Origin of the sequence: Pseudidiomarina halophila (assembly GCF_003987215.1) — a bacterium.
Classification (GTDB): Bacteria; Pseudomonadota; Gammaproteobacteria; order Enterobacterales; family Alteromonadaceae; genus Pseudidiomarina; species Pseudidiomarina halophila.
Genome location: NZ_PIPW01000005.1, coordinates 1 through 23423, shown reverse-complemented (window position 1 = coordinate 23423; position 23423 = coordinate 1). Strand labels below are relative to the sequence as shown.

Sequence of the window (23423 nt, the reverse complement as noted above, 5' to 3'; positions counted from 1 at the left end):
TTCACCAGCACGTCACTAGACAATTTTCTGATGCTGGACTTCCGCTGCCGGAGCGAATATAACAATGTCTTAGATCATGTTATCGAGGTAATCCTATGCTTTCCCGCATTCCACTAGCCCCAGCCAAGAAAATAGTACTGTTAATGATGTCAGCGCTACTGATAAGTTGTGGCGGTGGCGGCAGCGATACCAGCCCAGTTGGTGGCGGCGATGAGGGCGGTGCCAGCTGCTCAGTAGCTGACCAAAAGCGGTATTTCCTCGATTACATGAGAGAAAATTATTTCTGGTACGAAGACATTCCGAGTTCGGTCGATCTCGACAATTATTCATCTGTCTATACGCTTCTCGACGCTATCCGCAGTGACAACGACCGTTTCAGTTACATTTTGACTGAGCAGGAATACCAGGACAGATTCGTCAATGCCGAATACATTGGCTTCGGCTTTTCGACCCGGATAGTTGGTAGTCAGGTTCTTATAAATTATGTTTTCGATGCATCTCCGGCTGCACAAGCTGGCATGAGACGCGCCGATGAAATTATCGCCATCGACGGCGTTGCAGTAGCCTCGTTAATCGCCAGTGGTAACTACAACCAAGCTTTAGGTTCTGCCGATGTTGGCGTCACTGTAGAGTTCAGCTGGCGCCGCCCCGATGGTAGCGAATTTACCGAAGTTTTGAGTAAAGTCGAAGTAGAAACCAATACTGTTCTGGCCACCGAGCGTTTCCAGCTCGGTGACCGCGAAGTTGGCTATTATGTGTTAAACAGTTTTATTGGCCGCACCGGTGAGGATTTGAATGAAGCTTACAATGCTTTTGCCGGCGTAGACGATCTGGTCATTGACGTTCGCTACAATGGCGGTGGCTTGATTCGTTACGCCAATCAAGCCGCTACTCAGGCGGCTGGTAACAATGTCATCGGTCATACGTTCGTATCCTTACGCTTCAACGATAAAAACAGCGAGAATAATTACAGCTCCTTGTTCGAACTCATTGAAGGTGTGCAACAGCTAGATCTTAATCGGGTATTCGTACTCACCACAGCATCCAGCTGCTCTTCTTCAGAACTGATTATTAACGGACTAAAACCTTTCATCGATGTTGTGGTCATCGGCCAGGCAACCTGTGGCAAGCCCGTTGGTCAATCGCCTGATCCATTTTGCGATAAACGCAGCTTCGTCATCAACTTTGAGACTGTGAATGCCGACGGCGAAGGCCGGTATTTCGATGGTATCCCGGCAGACTGTACCGCCAGTGACATTTTAGTGGGTGATTGGGGCGCCAGCGGTGACCCCTTGTTAGATGAAGCCAAATACTATATTGCCAACAACAGCTGCAGGGCGTCTGGATCAGCAACGACGCAAAACGTCCGTCAACCCAATGAGAGGGCTCATCCGTTACTCGAGCAATGGGCAAGCGAACACTAAGATTCGGCATCCGTCAGTAAACTTGGTAGTAAGGTCACACCATCTTCTGTACAGAGCCAGCGCGCCTTGATTTTGTATGCTTGCGCGAGATTCGCATCAGAAAGAACCGCTGCCGGCGCACCTTGTGCTAACAACTCGCCGCCATCCAGAAGCAGCAGACGATCACAGTAACGCGCAGCCAGCCCAAGGTCGTGCATAGCAACGGTCACTAACTTGCCTTGCCCTGCTTGCTCTCGCAGAATCTCCATCACTTGCAGTTGATAGTAAAGATCAAGGCTCGCTGTTGGTTCATCGCAAATCAGCCACGGCTGGTCACCAAGTAGCGCCCGAGCGATATGCACACGACGTTGCTCGCCCCCTGATAGCTGATGTACACCTCGGGCGAGTAGAGTTTCAATCCTTAACGTCTGCACCACCCGTTGTAGCTCGGATTCAGGTGACCTGAGTTGAAGATTTACCATTCCTGCACGGAGAAAATGCTCAACACTAATAGCTGCTTCGGCATGTGGCGCCTGCGGCAGATAACCCAACAATTGTCGCTGCGCTAAGGCACTCATTTGACTTATCTCACTGCCAGCGAAGGTCACGGCTCCGGCGGTAGGTTTTAATAGTCCACAGAGCAACTGCAATAGCGTACTTTTCCCGGCGCCGTTGGCCCCCAGAATGCCCACGAGCTCACCTGGCTGCGCCGCAAAACTGACCTTCTGAAGACGTTCCTGATAAGCTAAATGCGTTACCTTCAGGCTCATAGTCGCGCTTGCCTCATCAGTAAATATACCAACCAGGGCGCGCCAATAAAGGCGGCGACCACTCCCAGTTGTAATTCGACAGTAGTTGGAACCAATTTAACGATGCCATCGATCACCAGTAACAAAGCGCCGCCACCAAGGCCGCTCAACAGCATCAGCTGTGGTGGCCGATGCTCACCAAGCAACCGTGCCAGGTGCGGAGCCAGCAGTCCGATAAAACTAATCACCCCAGCGGTCACCACTGAAGCTGAAATCAGTAAAGTAACTGCCGCCAATACCCACCATGCTGACCAGTTCTGGCGAAAACCAAGGCTTGCGAGGGTATGAGGATCAAAGATGTGGGCATTTATAAAGTTTCGCTGCCAGGTCAGAACACTAAATGCCAGAATCATACTCGGTACCAGCAAATAGACCTGCTCCCAGCCGCGATTTGCCACGGAACCCAATAACCACAAGCTCCATTCCAGATAAGCAAATGGGTTCGGCGCCAGGTTAAGCACCAGCGCCAATAACGCACCACAAAAGGAAGCAACGGCGACCCCTGCCAGAATAAGGCGCAAACCACTGGTATGGCCGCCAGCAATTAACCACAACGCTAATAAGCTTAACAAGCCGCCCAGCATGCCCACCAATGGCAAAAGGCCGTTTACCGGTAAACTTAATCCCGTGTACAGCACCAAAACGATGGCCAATGCACTACCACCGGCCACGCCGGTAATGCCGGGTTCAGCTAATGGATTACGGAACATCACTTGCAGCACTGCGCCAGCCACGCCCAACGCCATCCCGTTCAACATGGCTAATACCGCCCGCGGTAAGCGGATATCAAATACGATGACACTGGCAGCATCGCCGAGATACTGATAGCCCCAGCCGCTGCTACCCATTAACACATGTAAAATAAGTAACACGGCACAAACCAGGCACAGCAGTAAACTATAGCGGCGCATAGGCTGCCCCCTCGACCAACCCCTTGTGCAAAATTTGCAGGTACTCCACAGCACGAATGTCAGCGCAGCTACTGACGTTACCGTTGACTTCAAGCACCCGCCGGTGCGCTAACCAGTCCTGCAATCCGTCGTGCCAGAGCCAGTCGTGAGCCCGCGCATAACGATCAGAGAAACCCTCTAAAATAACTGTGTCCGGGTTGCTCTGCAGAACCTCTTCCAGACTAAGTCGCACTAAGTCTTTTGTGCCTGATAGCGGCGAAAGGTCGACGCCCTGCCGTTCCAGTAACTGATAAATCCAGCTTTGTTGACCCCAGGTAAAACCATTTGGCATCAGCACTAAGGTTTCACCCAGCTCGCTGAGTTGAAGATCATGCAGTACGCGTTCTTGCTGAGTTAGCCAGGCTTTTGCGTGGTGCCGTTGCCCGAGCTGTGTGCCCAACTCAAGTACCGCAGCACGCCAGTCTTGCCAATTAGCGACATAAGGCATGGTGGTCAACTGCGTGTGCTCCTGCACCGCCAAACGCAACTGGCGACCAACAAAGCTGCCGGCAACCACACGTTCGGGTGCCAATGCAATGATCTGCTCTAAGCGATTGCCATGCGCGGTGGACGGAATTACTTGCCAGCTGTCGTCGACCCATTGCGGCAACCAGCTATCAAAGCAGGGATTAATGCTCACCAGACGCTGATTGTCAGGAGCCGCTGTAAAGCTCCCAAGAATCAGACTCAGCGCCAGCCAGTGCATCACCGCTAAATAGCCTCTAGCGCTTGCTGTAAGTTTTTCACTACCGTCACCTGCATGCCCCCAATCGCTTCTTTTGGTCGGTTGCCTGCAGGGACAATCGCGCGGGTAAAGCCGTGTTTTGCTGCTTCGTTCAGGCGTGCCTGACCATTTTGCACCGGCCGAATCTCACCTGCCAAACCGACTTCACCAAAGACGATGAGATCCCGCGGCAATGGCTGCTCCCGGAAGCTGGAAACAATTGCCAGCAATAACGCCAAATCCGCTCCGGTTTCTGTCACCCTTACTCCACCGACGACATTTACGAAGACATCTTGGTCCGACATGTGCAACCCTCCATGACGGTGCAGCACAGCCAGTAACATGGCCAGCCGTGTCGCCTCCGTGCCTACCGCTACCCGGCGCGGGTTTGCCAGTTGGCTGGCATCGACCAGCGCCTGCAACTCAACCAATAATGGCCGGGTGCCTTCCCAGATGACCATAACCACCGAGCCATTACCGTGCTCTTCACCGCGCTGTAAAAAGATCGCTGATGGATTGCTAACTTCTTTCAGACCCTGCCCTGTCATGGCGAACACCCCGAGCTCGTTGGCGGGGCCAAAGCGGTTTTTATTGCCGCGTAATGTCCTGAAGCGCGAATCCGCGGTGCCCTCAAGCAAAATGGAGGCATCGATACAATGTTCCAGAACCTTGGGTCCGGCAAGTGAACCGTCTTTAGTTACATGGCCAACCATAAAAATGGCGACACCTCTGTTCTTGGCATAGCGGGTAAGGTACGCAGCCGCCTCGCGAACCTGCGAAACACTACCTGGGGCAGACTGAATGTCAGCAAGGTGCATCACCTGAATTGAGTCTATCACCATTACTCTGGGTTGCTCTTTGTCCGCCAGGTCACAAATTGTCTCAACCGAGGTTTCCGCCAGCATTCGCAACTGGTCGGTGGGCAGTCCTAAGCGTTGGGCTCTCAGGGCAACTTGCTGTAGCGACTCTTCACCGGTGACATAGAGCGCTTTCATTTGTGCTGCAAGCTGACACATGGTTTGCAGTAACAAGGTACTCTTACCTGCCCCGGGCGAACCACCAATGAGAATGGCTGAGCCCGGCACAATCCCGCCGCCAAGTACCCGGTCAAATTCGTTGTAGGTGCTGCTAAAGCGCGGGAGATCCTGTAAATCAACTTCGCCCAGGGTTTGTACTTTAGCCTGTGTTGCACCCGCGAATCCGCGCCGCTCGACACTCGCTGTTTTAGCACTGGCTAGCCGTACCTCAGTCAATGAATTCCATGCTTTACACTCGGTACATTGTCCCAGCCAACGCACAAAGTCGGCTCCGCACTCATTACACACGTACGCTGTTTTTGCTTTTGCCATGTTAATTGGTCTCGTTAAGTGCTGCTAAATAATCTGCGAGTTGCATTAGATCAGGTTGCTCGATACACCAGTCAGCCACCTCGCGTAACGCCGGCTTAGCACAATAGGCAACGCCCATGCCAGCGGCTTCCAGCATGTCCCGATCATTTGCACCATCGCCCACGGCGATAGTATTGGTCATAGGGATTTGCCAGCGTGTGGCAAGCGTTCGCAGGTAATCGGCTTTACTTTGTGCATCGACCACCGGTTCAATCACCTGGCCGGTAAGCAATCCGTCGCGCCACTGTAACTCATTAGCTTTATGCGCATCGAGCTGTAATGCAGCGGCAATTTTTTCGCTGAACCAGGTGAAGCCGCCGGAAACAACTGCGGCACGCCAGCCGCGCTGATGGAGCCAGCGCACCAGAGCTTCGGCGCCGCGTGAAAACGGGATAGGCGCCAAAAGCTGCTGCAACTGTTGCTCGTTTACTCCTTTAAGCAGCGCCACACGGGCACGTAAGCTTGCGGCAAAATCAAGCTCGCCGCGCATTGCAGCTTCGGTTACAGCACTTACTTGCTCTTTTTGACCTACTAATGCCGCAAGTTCATCGATACACTCAATGGTAATGAGTGTAGAATCCATATCAAATAGAACGATGCCAGGAGCGTCGATGTTTACCATTCTTGTTGCTCTTCCAGGGTTGCTCAGCGTATAGTTTTGTTATGACCACAGCACAACATGTTATCAATATCATCAAGCTTGTCTATCGCCGTGGACGACGACTGCTGGTCGCCGTGCTGCTCATTATCTTGATCGAAAACCTTTGGAGTACGATGCAAGAGACGAGTTTGGCGGACTTGCAGTCGCATAGCCAGCAATTAGTCGAACTTACGGCGAAACAAGCTGCTAATGAAGCTCGCTATTGGCTTATCGATAATGACGAAGCTAAATTACAAAGCTTAGTCACAAACTTATCCCGCCACCCGCTCATCGACTACAGTGCCATATACGACAGCTACGGTCGTCCCATCGTCAGTGCTGATCCCATTGTCGAGCGCAGCGATAAAGCTTTCGTGCTGGTTGAAGAAATTCGCGAAGAGCAACTTATCCACGGCTACCTGCATATCGCCATTAACCAGCCGATGCTGCTCGCCGAGCCTCTGTCAGTTCATCAGTATCTAAGCTACTACGGCCAGTTCCTGCTGTTTTTTGCTGTGTTGGCCGGTGTGCTGGTAACCCTGACCTTTAACAAGTGGCGTTATCGTCGGTTGCGGCCGAAGGAATAAGTTGGCGACTGGTCTGCCACAGCTGTTTAGCAATATCCTGGAAACTTTCTTCACGTAACTCAGCGAGTGCGGCAATAACATCCGCCACATGACATGGCTCATTACGTTCGCCCTGATAACCACATACCGGCATATCCGGCGCGTCAGTTTCCAGTACCAGCGCGTCGAGTGAGACCTCTCGCACTGCAGCTCTGGTTTTCTTTGCGCGGCTGTAAGTTATAGTGCCGCCAACCCCCAGCTTAAAGCCTTTGCTCACCCAGTCTTGCGCCTGTTCGCTACTGCCACTGAAGGCATGCAGAATCCCCTTATGCTGGGGCAAGTCATCGAGGTAAGGTTTTAGGCAATGCAATAAATCATTTTGCGATTTACGATGGTGTAAAATCAGCGGCCGCTGGTATTTAACCGCTAACTTCACCTGCTGCTCGAACAGTTCACACTGCTTGTCCCAATTCTCGCAGGTCTGGTCGAGTCCAATTTCACCCACCCAATAGTCAGAGTGCTGCTGCAATTGTTGCTCTACCCAGTCGACATCCTCGACGTTATGCTCATCAATAAAGTAAGGATGTAAGCCAACCGCATAGTAGAGGTCAACATCAGCAATCTTACTTTCGCGTATACGCGGTGTATCACGCCGTGTGCCCGGGATAAAAATGGCTCTTATCCCTTTATCATAAGCGCGCTTAACAACCTCTTCCCGGTCGTCATCAAAGGCCTCAAAATCTAAATGGCAATGACTGTCGAAGAGGTTGTTATCCATATGAGCTCCTGCGGATCAATGTTCTCGCGTATGATGAAATTCAATGTCTGGATAGCGCTCTGCGGCAAGGCTCAGGTTCACCATTGTCGGCGCGATATAAGTCAGATTATCACCACCATCAAAAGCTAAATTCACCTCGGCCTTGCGCTGAAACTCATCGAGCTTGCGCTCGCTATCAGATGTAACCCAACGGGCGGTAGCGACGTTGATGTTCTCGTATACAGCGTCCACGTTGTATTCAGATTTGAGTCGATGAACCACCACGTCGAACTGCAGTACGCCGACTGCGCCGACAATCAAGTCATTGTTGGTCAAAGGACGAAATACTTGTACCGCACCTTCTTCTGAGAGTTGGACCAGACCTTTCAACAGCTGTTTTTGCTTAAGCGGATCTTTCAGACGAATACGACGGAATAACTCTGGTGCGAAATTAGGAATACCACTGAATTTAAACTTTGCACCAGCGGTAAAGGTATCACCAATCTGAATTGTACCGTGGTTATGCAGACCGATAATGTCGCCTGGATAGGCTTCTTCCACATGCTCGCGATCGCCGGCCAGGAAGGTTAACGCATCAGCAATACGCACATCCTTTCCTAAGCGTACCTGATGCATTTTCATGCCTTTCTCGTACTTACCAGAGACGATGCGCATAAAAGCTACGCGGTCACGATGACGCGGATCCATATTGGCCTGGATCTTAAAAATAAAGCCTGAAAATTCAGGCGATGCGGCGGCAATGGCCTCGCCCGTATCGGTTTCGCGCGCCAGCGGTCGTGGTGCCCACTGCACTAAACCATCCAACATGTGATCGACACCAAAGTTACCCAGCGCGGTACCGAAATAAACCGGCGTTAACTCACCAGCGAGAAACAGCTCAAGGTCAAACTCGTTCGAGGCGCCCTGTACCAGTTCAATCTGCTCACGCAACTCGGCAGCATAATCTCCTAAGCGAGTATCAAGTTCGGGGTTATCGAGCCCTTTGATAACTTGGCGCTCCTGAATCCGGTGCCCTTGCCCGGTTTTGTAGAGAATCACTTCGTCGTTGAGTAAATGGTAGACACCCTTAAAATTTTTGCCGGAGCCAATGGGCCAGGTAATAGGTGCACACATGATTTTTAGAACGTTCTCAACTTCATCAAGCAACTCAAGCGGATCGCGAATATCGCGATCCAGTTTATTCATGAAGGTAATGATCGGAGTATCCCGCAGACGTGTAACTTCCATTAGCTTGATGGTGCGATCCTCGACACCTTTGGCGCCGTCAATGACCATCAAACAGGAGTCCACCGCAGTTAGCGTCCGATACGTATCTTCGGAGAAATCTTCGTGTCCCGGGGTATCAAGCAGGTTAACCAACGCCTCCCGGTAAGGAAACTGCATGACCGACGTGGTGACCGAGATACCACGTTCTTTTTCCATTTCCATCCAGTCAGATTTAGCGTGCTGGCCTGATTTTTTACCTTTCACCGTCCCTGCTTTCTGCAGACGCTGACCGTGCAACAGGACTTTCTCAGTAATGGTAGTTTTACCCGCATCAGGGTGCGAGATAATGGCAAAGGTTCGACGCTTAGCGACTTCTTTTGCGATTGCAGATTGCGACATCAATTCTTTCCTTCTCAGCTATCCGCGCATTGTCGCTGATCCAGCCAAAAAACACCAGTAACCCGCCTTTTACAAAACCAAAAAACGGGGGTTTACCCCTATATATTCAGTTCCAAATAACGTGGCAGTCTGATTGCGCTAATTCAAACAATCAACACAGGACTGCAATCATGATGAATAAAACCAAACTTTCGAGTCTGACACTCGCTCTTGCGTTTTCATTATCAACTGGTGTGGGAATGGCGAAAACCTTTGACCCAGACTTACGCGCCATCGTTAACGCGGCGGACGCTGCTACACTTCACTCTGTTATTGTCACCTTTGAGCAATCGGAAGCGCCGACCCCAAGCCAGGTCGCATTTCTTGAGCAACTCGGTCTTAACGGTGTAGTGCTTAAGGAGCTGCCAATCGCAGGTGTGCTAGCCACACGCGAACAAATTGAAACGATTTATCAGCGCGATGATGTCCGTTCGGTCTGGCATAACGACCCGTTATCATTAGAAAACGGTGATGCGACCGCGATAACTGGCGTGCAAAATCTTCGTGCCGACCCGGACTTGCGGAACAATGGTATTCCTTTCTCTGGCCGTGGCATTGGTGTCGTGATCAACGATTCAGGCGTTGATGGCACACATAGTGACCTAATGTATCCGCAACATGTGGTGCAGAATGTTCTGGCGCAAGTCAATCTCAATAGCTTAAGCGGCATGCTGCCTATTACTTATCAGGAGAACGTGGCCAATACTGATGTCCTAGGTGGTCACGGCACACATGTTGCCGGCACCGTCGGAGGCAGCGGCAGTATGAGCAAGGGTGAACATACTGGAGTAGCACCGGGAGCCTCGTTAATTGGCTACGGTTCTGGCGCCGGACTTTTCATTCTGGACACTCTGGGCGGTTTTGATTACGCCCTGCATAATCAGTTCACCTACAATATTCGCGTTATCTCTAACTCTTTTGGTAATACCGGTGATGTCGGCACTGATTTTAATCCTGACGACCCAACCAACGTTGCCACTAAGAAGCTCGCTGATAACGGTGTTATAACAGTCTTTTCAGCCGGTAATTCGGGACCCGGTGAGTCCACCATTACCGGTAACTTCAAGAAAGCGCCGTGGGTTATTACTGTCGCCGCTGGCGATAAAAGCGGTAAGCTTGCTGACTTCAGTTCTCGTGGCGTCGATAGAAAATCCGGGCAAACTGAAGTTGATGGCGAAATCTATACCTGGCAAGACCGTCCGACCATAACTGCGCCGGGTGTTGATATTATATCAGCTCGCGCATCGCTCTCTAGTCTGGGTGGGTTAAGTGCGCAGCAAGATTCGGAGGAAATTCCGCCGGAACAACTCGCTTATTATACTATTTCGAGTGGTACCTCGATGGCCGCGCCGCATGTTTCCGGGGTCGTCGCGCTGATGCTTGAAGCAAACCCAGATCTGCAATGGCAGCAGGTTAAACAAATCATTCAGGACACCGCAACCGTAATGCCTGGCCGTGATTCGTGGGAGTCAGGCGCTGGCTACATCAACGCTCACGCAGCAGTGAAAGCGGCAGTAGATGGGGTCGATACCTTCGGTGACACGGTTAAGCAAAACCGCTCGTTTAACGCTAATGTTCAACTTTCAGAAGGTGACAGCTTCACCCGTACGGTAGAGTATTTCCCAGTCGGTACCACCGCAAGTGAAACATTTGTCGTCGATGACAACGCAACCCTGGTGCTTGCCAGTGCGCAAATCGAGTCAGGTACGGCTTTTGTTCTTGAAGACCCGCAAGGTAATCAATACGGCTCAGGCATCGGTTTGCCGGTACTTGGTTCTTCCGTCGGTGTAACAGCACCGGCTGTGCCGGGAACCTGGAAAGTTTATGCCCGCGGCATTGGTTCGGTCAGCGGATTATCACTTGACCCATTAGGTATAACGAACGGTATTGGTCTGCCCCTTCCGACCGAGGTGTCAATCCGGACCGTCGAGTCAGCCGGTGTGACAGGAATAGACGACACCCTTAACCATCCCGCGCGAGCTTTTGTCGAGCTAGCAATAAATGAGCGTTTGATGGATGCCCGTGCAACAGGGTTCTCACCTGACGCTGCAGTGACAAAGCTTGAGTTTGCCGATGCTTTATCACTTAGTGGTTTACTGCGTCAGTCGCAGCTTGGTTCTACCCCGCTGTATGTAGATATTGGTGAAGAGAGCACAGCATTTGCCAACGCAGCAACTTCGGAAGATGGGGTGCTTCTGGCCGGTGCGGATAAGGCCGCAGCACTTGTGACAGCGGAGTCAGATCGCTTTTTCGGCGCAAATGACCAGGTTTCACGGGTCGAAGTAGCTTTTGCACTGGTTCAGGCATTGGGACTTCAACAACTTGCTACGAGTTTTGATCCAGAGCAACCGATTCAGGTTAACCGGTTTGATCAAATTATTGAGCTCGAGGATAGCTTTGACATTCCTGCTGATATGCGTGGCTATGTGCAATTAGCCATTAACCTGGGCATCGCACAAGTGGAACTTAATGTGGTGCAAGGCCCGTTTGATCTAACCCCTGAATTAACTGCAACCTTTGGTCCGGAGAAAACCGTATCCCGGGCTGAACTCGCCCGTGACTTAAGTCTTTTGTTGCCAAGAATCGGTAACTAGGATGGTAGCGCTGGTGAGTTAACTCACCAGCGCATCTAAGGTCAATTCGATCATCTGAGAGAAGCCAGCTTCTCGCGCAGCAGCGTCTAAATGCTCATCAGTAACCAAACTATCCGACACTGTTAACACAGTTAAAGCCTGCGCTTTATATTTCGCCGCAGCAGCATACAAACCCGCGGCTTCCATTTCCACCGCAATAATTCCCATCGCTTGCAGAAGTTTCAGTTGCTCCACAGGCGCAGAATAAAAATTATCGGTAGAGAAAATCTGCCCCACCGCGACATTAGCCTTCTGCTGATCAACATAATTAAGTACGCGCTGCAAAAGCCTCGGCGAGGCGGCCGCACTATAGTCCATTCCTGCGAAATGCTTACGGTTCATATTCGAGTCCGTACTTGCAGCGTGTGCTATAACAATATCATTGAGTCGCAGGGACGGCTCAACCGCACCACAGCTGCCAACTCGCACCAAACGTTGCACACCATAGAATTCCATCAATTCGGTGCTGTAAAGAACACAGGATGGCATCCCCATGCCGGTACCCATAACGGAGATGGGTTGTCCCTTATAGTGTCCGGTAAAACCCAACATATTCCTGACACTGGTTACGCAGGTAACATCTTCAAGAAAGGTTTCGGCGATGAATTTTGCGCGCAACGGATCGCCGGGTAATAAGCAGGTCGCTGCAAAAGCATCTCGCGGGGCGTTGATATGAGGGGTTGTCAAAATGTTCGTCCTTGCCTCAGAATTTTTGCGGGAGCATAGAAGTACCATATTCCATGGCTTCAAGCTCGAGCAGCTCAGCAATACTTTGACCTATATCAGCAAAGGTTTCCCTTTTACCTAACGCGGTTGCAGGTAAGTTCTTGCCATACATCATGACCGGCACAAATTCGCGGGTATGATCGGTACCCTCCCAGGTGGGATCACAGCCATGATCTGCGCTGAGAATAAGCAGGTCGTCTTCCCCCAGTGCCGCCATCACATCCGGCAGCAAAGTATCGAAAGTTTCCAAAGCTCTGGCATAGCCTGCCACGTCACGACGGTGACCATACAACGTGTCGAAATCGACCAGGTTGGTGAAAATCAAGCTTCGGTCAGGTGCTTGCTTTATCACTTCGAGCGTCTTGGCGACCAACGCCTCCAGTCCATCAGCTTTGTGCGCTTTGGTAATCCCGCTGTGAGCGAAAATATCGGCTATCTTGCCAATACTAATAACCTCACCCCCGGCATCTTTTAGTTTATCTAATACTGTTGGCGCTGGCGGTGGAACGGCATAATCGCGGCGATTGGCGGTGCGCTTGAAACCGTCTTTTTTATTGCCAACAAAGGGCCGCGCGATCACACGCCCGATGTTATAGGGCTCGAGTAATTCGCGCATGCATTTACATAACTGATAAAGTTTTTCGAGGCCAAAAGACTCTTCATGGCATGCAACCTGAAACACCGAGTCCGCTGATGTGTAGACAATGGGCTTGCCCGATGCACAGTGCTCCTCGCCAAGCAGTTCAATAATCTCAGTACCAGACGCGTGGCAGTTGCCAAGATAACCAGGTAACTCCATCTGCTCAACCATCTGCTGCAGTAACTCAGGGGGAAACGAATTCTCTTTTTCTAAAAAATAGCCCCAGTCAAATAATACCGGTACCCCCGCCATTTCCCAGTGACCTGAGGGAGTATCTTTTCCCGAAGAAAGCTCCTGCGCCCAACCATAACGACCCACAGGGTCGGCGATTGGCTTAATACCATCAGGATAACGACCGGTTGCGCCTTTACTGATTTCGGCAAGTCCAAGATTGACCAGGTTGGGCACATAAAGTGCGCCGCTGCGGCCCTCGTCAGCCGTACCAGCTGCGCACAGCTCGGCAATGTGGCCGAAGGTATCCGCGCCCAGATCGTCAAATTTCGCAGCATCATCCGCTGCACCGACTCCAAATGAATCCAGTACCATAACCACAACGCGTGCCATCTCGCTATTCTCCTATGCGTTGATACACCGCCGGTGGAAGCTCAGATCGCTGGCTACTAAAACTAAAGGCTTCGCGAACGGTTTCTGCTGCTGCCTGCCAACTCGCTTCATCCGCTGCCAAGACCATGGCAAGCGGTGTTTGTTCATCCACTTTAGTACCTAAGCCAACAATTTCGTCTAATCCAACACTGTAATCCAGTTCATCCTCGCTGCGTCGACGGCCTCCGCCTAACGCTACAACCGCCATACCGACTTGTCGAGTATCAATATGCGACACCCAGGGACCCGCCGTTAGCTGCTCTGCAGAAGCATAGATCGGTGCCGCAACCTTCGCTAATGGTAAATGCTGCTGGTAGTTCTCAAGAATATCCCCAGGTCCGTCAAGGGCGTGTACCATTTGCGCGAACTTCTCTGCGGCAGTTCCGTTGGCAAGTACTTTCTCAACCAGTGCTTCTGCTGTTGTTAAACTTTCCGCGAGTTTTCCCAACACCAACATCTCAGCTGCCAGAGCCACAGTGACCTGATGCAAGCGGGGCGCACGCAAATCACCGCGTAAATAACGTATTGCTTCGCGCACTTCGACAGCATTGCCGGCAGAAAACGATAGCACCTGATTCATGTCGGTAATTAACGCGCTGGTGGCCAGGCCCGCGCCTTGCGAGACTTTCACCAGACTGCTGGCCAGCTCTTCTGCGGCCTGCTCGGTTGGCATAATCGCACCATTACCTGCTTTAACATCCAGCACCAGACCATCAAGTCCTGCTGCTAATTTTTTCGATAGAATTGAAGCGGTAATCAAGGGAATCGACTCAACCGTCGCCGTCACATCCCGGGTTGCATAGAAGCGTTTGTCCGCCGGAGCCAGGCTCCCCGTTTGTCCAATAATAGCGACTCCCACGTCCGCTACAACCTGTCGAAACTGTTTGTCGGTAGGTAAGGTCTGATAATTTGGTATGGCGTTCATTTTATCCAGTGTACCGCCGGTATGCCCCAGCCCGCGCCCGGAGATCATTGGCACGTAACCACCACAAGCCGCGATAATTGGGCCCAGCATCAGGCTTACTACATCACCGACACCGCCAGTCGAATGTTTATCGAGTACCGGACCATCCAGCTTAAGATCTTGCCATTGCAGCACTTGCCCCGAATCGCGCATTGCTTCGGTCAGGTGAACACGTTCATCCATGCTCATGCCCTGAAAAAATATGGCCATGGCGAGTGCCGAGATTTGGCTTTCAGAAATAGACTGGTCCGTCAGACCTTTTACGAAAAACTCGATCTCGGCACGACTAAGTGCGCCGCCGTCGCGTTTCTTACGAATGATTTCCTGAGGTAAAAACATCAATAACTCGTCCCTGATTGATTGGCAGGCTGATCGCCTGCAAGCATCGATTGGAGGTTTGCCAACAATCCGCTGGCACCAAACCTGAAAGTTTCCGGGCTCAAATAATTGCGGCCAAGCAGCTCTTCCGCAAGTTGCAAATAGCCTTGCGCGTCAGCGGCTGTACGCACCCCACCCGCAGCTTTGAAGCCACATTTACCGCCGGTTTCGGCAATCGCAGTTAACATTTCACGAGCGGCCGGAAGCGTCGCGTTTATGGCCACTTTGCCGGTAGAAGTTTTTATAAAGTCAGCACCTGACTCAATTGCCAGATAGCTTGCCTCGCGGATAAGCTCTGGTTGTTCCAGTACTCCAGTTTCAAGTATAACTTTAAGCCGCGCCTGGCCAGTTACCTGCTTGCAGGTTGTTACCAGCCGCTTGGCAAGCTCTTTGTTGCCTGCCAAAAACGCTTTATAGGGGAAAACCACATCGATTTCATCAGCACCAGCATAAACCGCGCGCTCAGTTTCCTCTGCCGCCCGCTGAACGTCCTCATAACCGCCAGGAAAGTTTGTTACTGTAGCGATGTTAATGGTTGTCAGGCCTAGCCGTTTGCACTCATGGCGAGCCCATACGACATGTTCCGGATAAACACATAACGCTGCAGGGCTGCCAAATGGAGTTGCGGCGCTTTCACAGAGTGAAGTTATGGTTGCGGGCGTATCCTGCAAATTTAACGAGGTTAAATCCATTAGCTGGATAGCGAGCTTAGCTGCTGTTGTTTGCTCAATCATCACTCAGGTTCCGGTAGGCGTTGCTATCAAATTCAAATGCATCAGGCAGAAGTTCCGCTACGCGCCATTGTCGCGACTGATCATCGCTGGTCGAAGAAACCTTAGTATCAGCCGGTAAAAATTCAGCGAGTACCTGCCGACAAGCACCACAGGGAGCATAAGCCTTTGCGCCTGGGGTATAGATGAAAACGGCTTCCATATCCTCAGCCCGATAACCTTGCGCAATGGCACTAAAAATAGCGGTTCGCTCAGCACAATTGGATAGGCCGTACGAAACATTTTCAACATTACATCCAATGACGACATCGCCATTACGCATCAAAACTGCTGCGCCAACTGGAAACTGACTATAAGGCGCGTAAGCGTTTTGGCTCGCTTGTTTCGCCCGTTGTCGGAGAAATTCCACCTGTTCGATTGTGTTATTCATACTGTTGCATTCTTGTTCTATGGCAGGACAGCTTACTCTTTTAGGAACTTTAAGCCAAGTGATGGCCGTCAATGCGACTTCGCATTCCACATAAAAATCTGGACAAAATTGCTGACAACTATTATTGTTATTTAGCCACACCTAAATTAGCTTACACTTAATTTGGAGGTTTTATGAGTCTTGAACGTGCGCTAACAGCTTTTGCTGGGTTTATGGTACTATTGTCGGTCGCATTAACTGTTTGGGTACACCCAAACTTTATTTGGTTGACGGTATTTGTCGGAGCCAACCTGTTTCAACAGTCATTTACAGGTTTTTGTCCTGCAAGTATTGCATTGCGTAAGCTTTTTGGATTAAAAACTGAACGAGAACTCGCGAACTCAAGATAGGACGCATTATGACAACCCTGACAATTGAAGAAATGCAACAAGAGGAAGCGCAAAATGCAGCAACCTTCTTGCGCTCCATTGCGAACGAGCATCGTCTGCAAATTCTCTGCCACCTTGCCGGGGGCGAACAGAGCGTTGGAGCATTGAATCAGCATTTTCCATTAAGTGCGTCAGCGTTTTCACAACATCTGGCAGTATTGCGACAACAAGATCTGGTGAAGTTTAGAAAAGAGGCGCAGACCATTTTCTACTCTATTAAGGATCCGGATACGCTGAAGTTCATGCAGTTGTTGAAGACGAAATTCTGTCCTGACTACTGATAGTCACACAGCCTGCCAGCTCATAATCACAGCATCCTCACGCTCATCACCGCGTGGGTAATAGCTTGGCCGGCGCCCGACTTCAGAAAAACCCTGTTTTTCATACAAGTGTAAAGCCGCGGCATTAGAAGCCCGAACTTCCAGCCAAAGCTTAGCGCGATGCTGCGCCGCCAGCGCTTGTACGTAACGCAAAAGCTGACCACCAATGCCCTGCCCCTGATAGGCCGGCGCTACGGTAATGTTCATTAAAGTAAACTCATCGCAGACCTGCTGTATAACACAGAATCCCTGCAGGATTCCTGCCGCAGAAAACCATCCGTAGATTTGGTAATTTTCGGTAAAACAGCTCTGTAACACGCCTTCGCTCCAGGGCGAAACATGGCTCAGACGTTCAATTGAATAGAGTTCAGGATGGTAACTGGTAATGCGTTTAATCATCGCTGTTACAGATGCGCAGCCACAAATCACGTTTTTGCGCAGCATCAAGTTCCGGCATAGTGAGTTCAGGAAGCTCCAAGAATTTCACACCCTCGGTGCGCTCTGCAATTGAGGCTGAAATCTCTGTCGGTCGTTGCTGACTATCCGGAGCCAAAGTACGAAAGACATCGCGATGCCAACTTTGTACTGTCACCGGGATTGGTACAGGACAGGACAGGATCCAGTCCTGTAGCTTATAAAAGTAGGTTGTCTCGCCAGCAGATGCCTCGGCAGTCGTCACGGCAGTCTTGTGCCACTGCGGTAAATTGAGCGCAGCCAGAGCTTCGAGCTGGGAATTGTTCCAGAGCTGAGCGGAGGAGTCTGCTGTCGATGATTTCGTTGCGTCGTTCATGCAGACCAGCTTAATCAATTTCGGAGAAACTTGGAAGTGGCAGGGGTGGAGGGATTCGAACCCCCAACCGTCGGTTTTGGAGACCGCTGTTCTACCAATTGGAACTACACCCCTGCAACGTAGACCCGAATTATACTGGCACCTTACAAGCTGGCAAGTGTTTTATAGAACTTTACGAGTCGCTTGCGGTTTTTTTCACCGATTTATCTGATTTGCTTTGATATACTCTAATTAACATCCAGTTTCAGCACTGAATAAGGTAGGAAAGGATGACATTGAGCCGGATTGCATGGCTGCTGATAGTATTGATGGCTTGTGGACTCAACCAGACGGTTGTTGCTCAACAACCCCAACGTAACGCCACGACTTTAAAAGTCGTGTTTGAAGGCGTCGATGGCGTACTTGCTGAAAACGTACGCAGCTACCTCGAGCTCTTGCAGTACAATGGTAAACCGACCCCTGCATCTTTCCGTTTGCGCTACCTGGCCCGACGCGGCAACACGTCGATTCAACATGCACTGGAGCCTTTCGGTTATTACCACAGCGAGGTCAGTCACGAAATTATTTTCGACGCTGAAACGACCACTGTTAGCTACTCGATTAATCCCGGCCCAACCACCAGCATAGCTACCATTGATTATCAGTTAAGCGGTGCCGCCAAACAAGATGATGCCTTTCATCGACTACGCCGCGACCTGCCGCTAAAAGAGGGTCAGGCTTTACACCATACTGAATATGAACGCAGCAAGAGTATGCTGCGCAGTCTCGCCGCTGAACGCGGTTACTATGATGCACAGTTTACAGAGCAGAAGATCCGGGTCGAACTTAGTGAGCAAACCGCTACCATTGTGTTGCACTTTGATAGCGGCAAACGCTACCAGTTCGGCGAGGTATCCGTTTGTTGCAGCAACTTGAACGAAGATTTTTTGCGGCGCTATTTTCATTTTTCCGAGGGTGATAGCTTTCATACCAGAGATTTATTGGATTTGCAGGTCGCTCTGGCGGGCAGTGATTATTTTGAGAGCGTCGAGGTCGCACCACTCTGGCGGCAGGCAGAAGAACACCGTGTTCCCGTTTCAGTGCGCCTGACACCCAACAAACGGGACTATTATCAGATCGGGCCGGGCTATGGCACAGATACCGGCGCGCGGCTGACGCTGGGTTTTGACCGTCGGTGGGTGAATGATCGTGGTCACCGTTTGAGTAGTATTTTGCGCTTATCAGAGGTGCAGAATACCGGCTTTGTAGACTACATCATTCCGGGTAAAAACCCGGCGCGGGATCAATACAGCATAACAGGTGAAATTCTCGACCGTACTTATGAAGACATTGATTCAACACTTTACCGGACAAGTGTGCGTGACACGCGTCATTACGACTCATGGCAACGCACCTATCAGCTGGCCTATCAAAGTGAGGACTATCGCTTCGGCAGCGCAGAACGGAAAACGTCAGCTTTCTTTGTGCCTAGCGCTGAGTTTAGTTTGGTATCTACCGAGGTCGACAGTGATAACCGTAATCTGATTGATAATGGCTATCGACTTAGTGCACGTCTGCAGGGCGCAAGTGATTCAGTGCTCTCTGACGCTAGCTTTCTGTCTTTGTCGCTGAGTGCGAAAGCGGTTTATTCGTTTAGCCCTAAGTGGCGCTTACTTATGCGTGGTGAGGTTGGCGCAATTACCACCTCCGATTTTAACGAGCTATCACCATCATTACGGTTTTATGCAGGTGGCGATCACAGTGTGCGTGGCTACGCCTATCAGCAGCTCGGTCCAACCAATGCTGAGGGTGTTGTCGTCGGCGGGCGCTATTTAGGGGTTGCGAGTGCTGAAGTTGATTATCTGGTCGCACCGAACTGGCGGGTTGCCTTGTTTTCCGACTTCGGTAATACCGGTATGGAGTGGACTATGCCCTGGCGTCAGACCGTAGGTATTGGTGCACGTTGGTTATCCCCTATTGGTCCGGTTCGGCTTGATGTAGCGCAAGCCATTGACGAACCTGATCGGCCGTGGCGCCTCCACTTAACCATAGGACCCGATTTATGAGATGGCTCAAAGGTCTGGCGATAACCATTGTTGGACTGTTCATTTTGATTCCTACTTTGGCTTTTCTTCTGGTTGGCACCACAACGGGATCGAAATGGGTAGTGGACTATGCCCTTAAACTAAATCTGGAGCAATCAGATGTAAGGGTGGTTTATCAGAGTTTCGACGGCCGTCTGTTGGATGGACTGCAACTTGGCGATATAACAGTTGAGACCCCTGCCATTACAATTGAACTTGCAACCGCTGAGCTGAATTGGCAGCCTCTGGCACTGCTTGATAATCAAATAGCAATCGACAGCCTGACATTGACCGGTTTACGTTTAAGCCCTAAACCATCGAGCGAGATAGCCCAGAAACAAGACGAAATTGAACTACCGACTTTGCGTTTACCTTTCGCGGTCAGTATTGATGAGTTTCGCGTGACGGAGGCACGGTTAAGCGGGCCTGACGCTGAACAACCCCAACTTTTAGTAACAGAACTCGTTGCGCAACTTGACTGGCAGGACGGCAGGTTAGAATTTAACCAACTTGTTCTTTCATACAATGACTCTTTCCTGCGCGGAAACGGGCAAATCACCACTGTGCAGGATTACCCCTTTGCTCTGCAAGCCGATTACCAATGGCAAGTTAAACAGGATGCCGTCGGCATCAATACTATAAATGGGACGGCTGAGATTGAAGGAGCATTAATAGCAACGCCCATAGAGCTAAGTAGTGAGTTCAGTGCTGATGGAATGACGCCCCAGCGCTTAACGGCAACCGTCACGGACCCTTTAAGCGATCTCCAGTGGTCCGCCAATCTGCAACTGCAGAAGCTGCCCATACAATTGTTTGACGATCAGGTTAAACGCTACGCACCACAACTGCAGGAATTCATTAACGCATCGACGATGCTTGCAGGTAGCGTAACAGTGACCACCGAAGTGATAGAACTGACAGAGCTTGAGTTTACCGGCTTGGGCGTAAAAAACGGTACCCTCAGCTTAAATGGCAGCTGGCAACACAATAACTTCTCGCCGGATTACGCATCATCGGATTTCGATGTAATAGCGAGCTATAGCAATCTGGCACTGGCTCCGTTTGCAGAAGCATTAGCCGCCAACAGCGTGTCGATAGTGAAGGGGAAGGCCGAAGTAAATGGAACCCCGACACGCTATCAGTTTGCTATTGAGAATCAGATCTCTTATCAAATGCCTGAGGCGGATGTTGATGCCAGTGCACAGCTTACTACGCTCGATGCCAGTGGATCGGGCACTTTGCAGGAAATAACACTGGAGAAACTCGAAGCTACCAGCAATGATTTTGAGTTCGCTGCTACTGCCAGTGTTGCCTGGCAACCGGAATTCGCAATGCGCCTGGATATCAGCAGTGGCACAGCGCTAATAGCTGATAATGACCAATCTAGTGCAATAGAGGTCGCCGGTGGATTGCTTGTGACTGGCGAAGAAATAAGTGCAGACAATCTCACTCTTGGCGTAGGTAAATCGCGAGTAGTACTAAATGGAAGTACTGCCGGTGACAAGCAGCTTAGTGGTCAATTGGTGGTGGATGAACTGCAAGAGCTTCCCGGCATGCCGGCTGAACTTACGGAACTGGAACGCCTGACTTTAAATTTCGATCTGAGTGCTGACGATCAGCTCGAAAACTTTCAGATACTCATAAGTGAACTAGAGATAGCCACCGAGAGTCTGGACAGCTGGTCAATAACAGCGCCTCGTGCAGTAGAAATTAAGCAACTTGCCAGCCATTGGCAGATCCAGTCGGAGACAATTTGCCTGAGTCACGATCAAGGCCGTTTAGGTTCATTTTGTCAAACACTGACATCTGATCAGGAACATCTGTTCTTAGAGCTGAAAGGTGAAGAGTTATCCCTTAGGCTACTCAATCGGTTCCGCGAGGAGGATGTTGCACAACGTATTTCCGGACGCATTCAGCTGCAAGCTGAGGCGAAGCTTAACCGCGACAGTTTTAAACTGGTCGATTTCAGTACGACCTTAAGTAGCAGCGATACGGTTTTCTTCGCGCTCGATCAGGAAACAAGTACCCGGCTTGAATACTGGGAACTTGAAGCAAAAGGTGATGCAAACGCTATTAACGCAACGCTAACTGGAACACTCACTGACAACCAGGGTGGTCTGATTGGCGACTTCGGGCTATCGGAGCTGTACGGAGAACAGAATATTGAAGGTTCGCTAATCTTTCTTTTGGATGACCTAGCGATGTTGGATTGGGTTATTCCTGGTCTCAGGTACGAAGGCGGTAAAGCTACGGCATCGTTGACACTTAACGGGACGCTGGCGAAGCCACAACTGCAAGGGGATATGGAAGTGTTTGCAGAAACTGTCGGTTTCGCGCAAACCAATCTGGTATTCAAAGAGGTTAGACTGGCGCTGATTGATAATCCAGAAACCGAAGAAGAACTTGAAATTCGTGGTCAGGCGCGTTCCGGAGATAAAGGCTGGTTACTAATAGAAGGCGTTGCGATGCCTCTGGAGCAAGAGGCGTATTTGGCTATTGAAGGCCAGAACTTTCGAGCACTACAATTGCCCACAGCGACCGTTGATATTAGCCCAGACTTACGAATCTTTTTCAAAGATCAGCTTATCGATATTGCCGGCACCGTCGACGTGCCCTTTGCCACGATCACCGCGCCTGAGTTTGATAATGCGGTGAGCCGTTCCCCAGATGTCGTCATTACGCGCAATGGCGAGCAGGTATCTGCGACAAGCAATAACCTTGGCGGTATTCAGGTACAGGCCGCCGTACGGGTTAATTTAAGTAACAACGTTAGTGTTAACGCCTATGGATTTGAAGGTAAGCTGTCGGGAAGTCTGGAACTCGTCGAACAACCCCGCCGCCCATTAACAGCGGTTGGGAGTATCAACGTTACCGAAGGCCTTTATACACTCTACGGTCAGGAGCTTCCGATAAGCCGGGGCTCATTTATCTATAACGGTGGCACCATCAGCAATCCGGGTCTCAGCTTAAGAGTACAGCGGGAAATAGAAAATGGCGCCGCAGCAAGAAACATTACCGTTGGTGCCCAGGTAGGCGGGACACTGATTGAACCAGACTTTAGGCTGTTTTCCACACCAGCGATGCCGGATTCAGAAGTATTATCTTATTTGATACTCGGTCGCAGCATGCAATCTGCTTCCTCTCCTAGCTCAAATGATTTGCAGCTACAAGCGTTGCTGATGTTAGGCGCAAAAGGGACAGAAGCTATTGGCGAATCATTACAGGATACTTTTGGCTTTGATGAATTTGGTCTTGATTCCGATTCCGGAACCCGCGAGACCTCCTTTTACGTTGGTAAGTACCTTTCACCAAAACTGTACGTTAAATATGGTATAGGCCTTCTTGATAGTACAAATACCTTTATGGTTCGTTATCAGTTAACTGAGCGCCTTTTGATCGAGACGATGACCAGCAGTCAGGCGCAAGGCGGCGATATTTTCTATACCTTCGAACGATGAGTTAAAGACAAAAGCGTTGGTGGTTATTGGAAGAGCAAGAGCGATGTTGGTTATTGGATACTAGTTATTGGAAGAGCGAGAGCGTTGTTGGCTGTTCGCTGTTCGCTCTTCGTTTAAACCAACAGCGAACAGCGTTTTTGGTTTTTGGTTTAATCCAATAACTAATATCCAATAGCGAATAACGCTTTTGTTTTTTGGTTTAATCCAATAACTGATATCCAATAGCGAATAACGCTTTTGCTGTTCTGCAGACATAAAAAAACCCCGAGCGTTAGCTCGGGGTCTCTTCTTAATTAAAGCCTGGCGGTGTCCTACTCTCACATGGGGAAACCCCACACTACCATCGGCGCTGAAGCG

The 23423-nt window shown here is 50.5% G+C and carries 22 protein-coding genes and 1 tRNA gene; 7 read left to right on the top strand and 16 right to left on the bottom strand.

The window, feature by feature from the left end; all coding sequences use genetic code 11:
• Positions 1-95 precede the first annotated feature (95 nt).
• Positions 96-1424, top strand: coding sequence for a S41 family peptidase (locus tag CWI69_RS11795; RefSeq protein ID WP_126764534.1), 1329 nt, complete (start codon positions 96-98; stop codon positions 1422-1424).
• Here CWI69_RS11795 and CWI69_RS11790 read toward each other — a convergent pair.
• Genes CWI69_RS11790 through serB form a run of 5 tightly spaced genes read right to left on the bottom strand, consistent with a single transcriptional unit; the run spans position 1421 to position 5896 of the window.
• On the bottom strand, positions 1421-2173 hold the full coding sequence (locus tag CWI69_RS11790) for an ABC transporter ATP-binding protein (RefSeq protein ID WP_126764533.1): 753 nt from the start codon (positions 2171-2173) through the stop codon (positions 1421-1423). The genes CWI69_RS11795 and CWI69_RS11790 overlap by 4 nt on opposite strands.
• On the bottom strand, positions 2170-3123 hold the full coding sequence (locus CWI69_RS11785; protein WP_126764532.1) for a FecCD family ABC transporter permease: 954 nt from the start codon (positions 3121-3123) through the stop codon (positions 2170-2172). Before CWI69_RS11785 ends, CWI69_RS11790 begins: the two co-directional genes overlap by 4 nt.
• Complete coding sequence (locus CWI69_RS11780; protein ID WP_126764531.1) at positions 3110-3871, bottom strand: substrate-binding domain-containing protein; 762 nt, start codon at positions 3869-3871, stop codon at positions 3110-3112. The genes CWI69_RS11785 and CWI69_RS11780 overlap by 14 nt, the downstream gene beginning before the upstream one ends.
• Before the next feature lie 2 nt (positions 3872-3873).
• On the bottom strand, positions 3874-5235 hold the full coding sequence (gene radA / locus CWI69_RS11775) for a DNA repair protein RadA (protein WP_126764530.1): 1362 nt from the start codon (positions 5233-5235) through the stop codon (positions 3874-3876).
• A gap of 1 nt (position 5236) precedes the next feature.
• The gene (serB, locus tag CWI69_RS11770) at positions 5237-5896 is read right to left on the bottom strand and encodes a phosphoserine phosphatase SerB (protein WP_126764529.1); all 660 of its coding nucleotides are present in this window, start codon (positions 5894-5896) and stop codon (positions 5237-5239) included.
• 41 nt (positions 5897-5937) lie between these two features.
• Between serB and CWI69_RS11765 the strand changes: the two genes are divergently transcribed.
• On the top strand, positions 5938-6501 hold the full coding sequence (locus CWI69_RS11765; RefSeq protein WP_126764528.1) for a hypothetical protein: 564 nt from the start codon (positions 5938-5940) through the stop codon (positions 6499-6501).
• Here CWI69_RS11765 and CWI69_RS11760 read toward each other — a convergent pair.
• Together CWI69_RS11760 and prfC are read right to left on the bottom strand one after the other, a co-directional pair.
• On the bottom strand, positions 6461-7258 hold the full coding sequence (locus CWI69_RS11760) for a TatD family hydrolase (protein ID WP_126764527.1): 798 nt from the start codon (positions 7256-7258) through the stop codon (positions 6461-6463). The two genes, CWI69_RS11765 and CWI69_RS11760, sit on opposite strands and share 41 nt — an antisense overlap.
• Before the next feature lie 15 nt (positions 7259-7273).
• Positions 7274-8863, bottom strand: a complete 1590-nt coding sequence (gene prfC / locus CWI69_RS11755) for a peptide chain release factor 3 (protein ID WP_126764526.1) — start codon at positions 8861-8863, stop codon at positions 7274-7276.
• 170 nt (positions 8864-9033) lie between these two features.
• Between prfC and CWI69_RS11750 the strand changes: the two genes are divergently transcribed.
• The gene (locus tag CWI69_RS11750) at positions 9034-11496 is read left to right on the top strand and encodes a S8 family serine peptidase (RefSeq protein ID WP_126764525.1); all 2463 of its coding nucleotides are present in this window, start codon (positions 9034-9036) and stop codon (positions 11494-11496) included.
• 18 nt (positions 11497-11514) lie between these two features.
• On the opposite strand, the gene deoD is transcribed toward CWI69_RS11750, so the two are convergent.
• Genes deoD through CWI69_RS11725 form a run of 5 tightly spaced genes read right to left on the bottom strand, consistent with a single transcriptional unit; the run spans position 11515 to position 16007 of the window.
• Positions 11515-12222 (bottom strand): purine-nucleoside phosphorylase, encoded by a 708-nt coding sequence (gene deoD, locus CWI69_RS11745; RefSeq protein ID WP_126764524.1) that lies wholly within the window; start codon positions 12220-12222, stop codon positions 11515-11517.
• 16 nt (positions 12223-12238) lie between these two features.
• The gene (locus tag CWI69_RS11740; protein WP_126764523.1) at positions 12239-13465 is read right to left on the bottom strand and encodes a phosphopentomutase; all 1227 of its coding nucleotides are present in this window, start codon (positions 13463-13465) and stop codon (positions 12239-12241) included.
• A 4-nt stretch (positions 13466-13469) separates the two neighbouring features.
• Positions 13470-14807, bottom strand: coding sequence for a thymidine phosphorylase (gene deoA, locus CWI69_RS11735; RefSeq protein WP_126764522.1), 1338 nt, complete (start codon positions 14805-14807; stop codon positions 13470-13472).
• Positions 14807-15580: a deoxyribose-phosphate aldolase gene (deoC, locus tag CWI69_RS11730; protein WP_126764572.1), complete on the bottom strand. Its 774-nt coding sequence runs from the start codon at positions 15578-15580 to the stop codon at positions 14807-14809. The genes deoA and deoC overlap by 1 nt, the downstream gene beginning before the upstream one ends.
• A complete protein-coding gene (locus tag CWI69_RS11725) occupies positions 15573-16007 on the bottom strand; it encodes a cytidine deaminase (protein ID WP_126764521.1) in 435 nt (144 codons plus the stop codon). Before CWI69_RS11725 ends, deoC begins: the two co-directional genes overlap by 8 nt.
• Positions 16008-16180: 173 nt before the next feature.
• Here CWI69_RS11725 and CWI69_RS11720 point away from each other — a divergent pair, with 173 nt between their 5' ends.
• The gene (locus tag CWI69_RS11720; protein ID WP_126764520.1) at positions 16181-16396 is read left to right on the top strand and encodes a YgaP family membrane protein; all 216 of its coding nucleotides are present in this window, start codon (positions 16181-16183) and stop codon (positions 16394-16396) included.
• Positions 16397-16404: 8 nt separating this feature from the next.
• Positions 16405-16716: an ArsR/SmtB family transcription factor gene (locus tag CWI69_RS11715; RefSeq protein WP_126764519.1), complete on the top strand. Its 312-nt coding sequence runs from the start codon at positions 16405-16407 to the stop codon at positions 16714-16716.
• 3 nt (positions 16717-16719) lie between these two features.
• Here the strand turns inward: CWI69_RS11715 and rimI are convergent, their stop codons facing one another.
• From rimI to CWI69_RS11700, 3 genes are all read right to left on the bottom strand, one after another.
• Entirely contained in the window at positions 16720-17154 is a 435-nt protein-coding gene (gene rimI / locus CWI69_RS11710; protein WP_126764518.1) for a ribosomal protein S18-alanine N-acetyltransferase, read from the bottom strand.
• Positions 17147-17545, bottom strand: coding sequence for a hypothetical protein (locus tag CWI69_RS11705; RefSeq protein ID WP_126764517.1), 399 nt, complete (start codon positions 17543-17545; stop codon positions 17147-17149). Before CWI69_RS11705 ends, rimI begins: the two co-directional genes overlap by 8 nt.
• Positions 17546-17582: 37 nt before the next feature.
• Positions 17583-17659 (bottom strand) — tRNA-Trp (locus CWI69_RS11700).
• Positions 17660-17814: 155 nt separating this feature from the next.
• Between CWI69_RS11700 and CWI69_RS11695 the strand changes: the two genes are divergently transcribed.
• Positions 17815-19590: an autotransporter assembly complex protein TamA gene (locus CWI69_RS11695; RefSeq protein WP_126764516.1), complete on the top strand. Its 1776-nt coding sequence runs from the start codon at positions 17815-17817 to the stop codon at positions 19588-19590.
• A complete protein-coding gene (locus tag CWI69_RS11690) occupies positions 19587-23066 on the top strand; it encodes a translocation/assembly module TamB domain-containing protein (protein ID WP_126764515.1) in 3480 nt (1159 codons plus the stop codon). Before CWI69_RS11695 ends, CWI69_RS11690 begins: the two co-directional genes overlap by 4 nt.
• 60 nt (positions 23067-23126) lie before the next feature.
• Here the strand turns inward: CWI69_RS11690 and CWI69_RS11685 are convergent.
• On the bottom strand, positions 23127-23423 hold a 297-nt coding region (locus CWI69_RS11685; RefSeq protein ID WP_206750269.1), incomplete at its 5' end, for a hypothetical protein.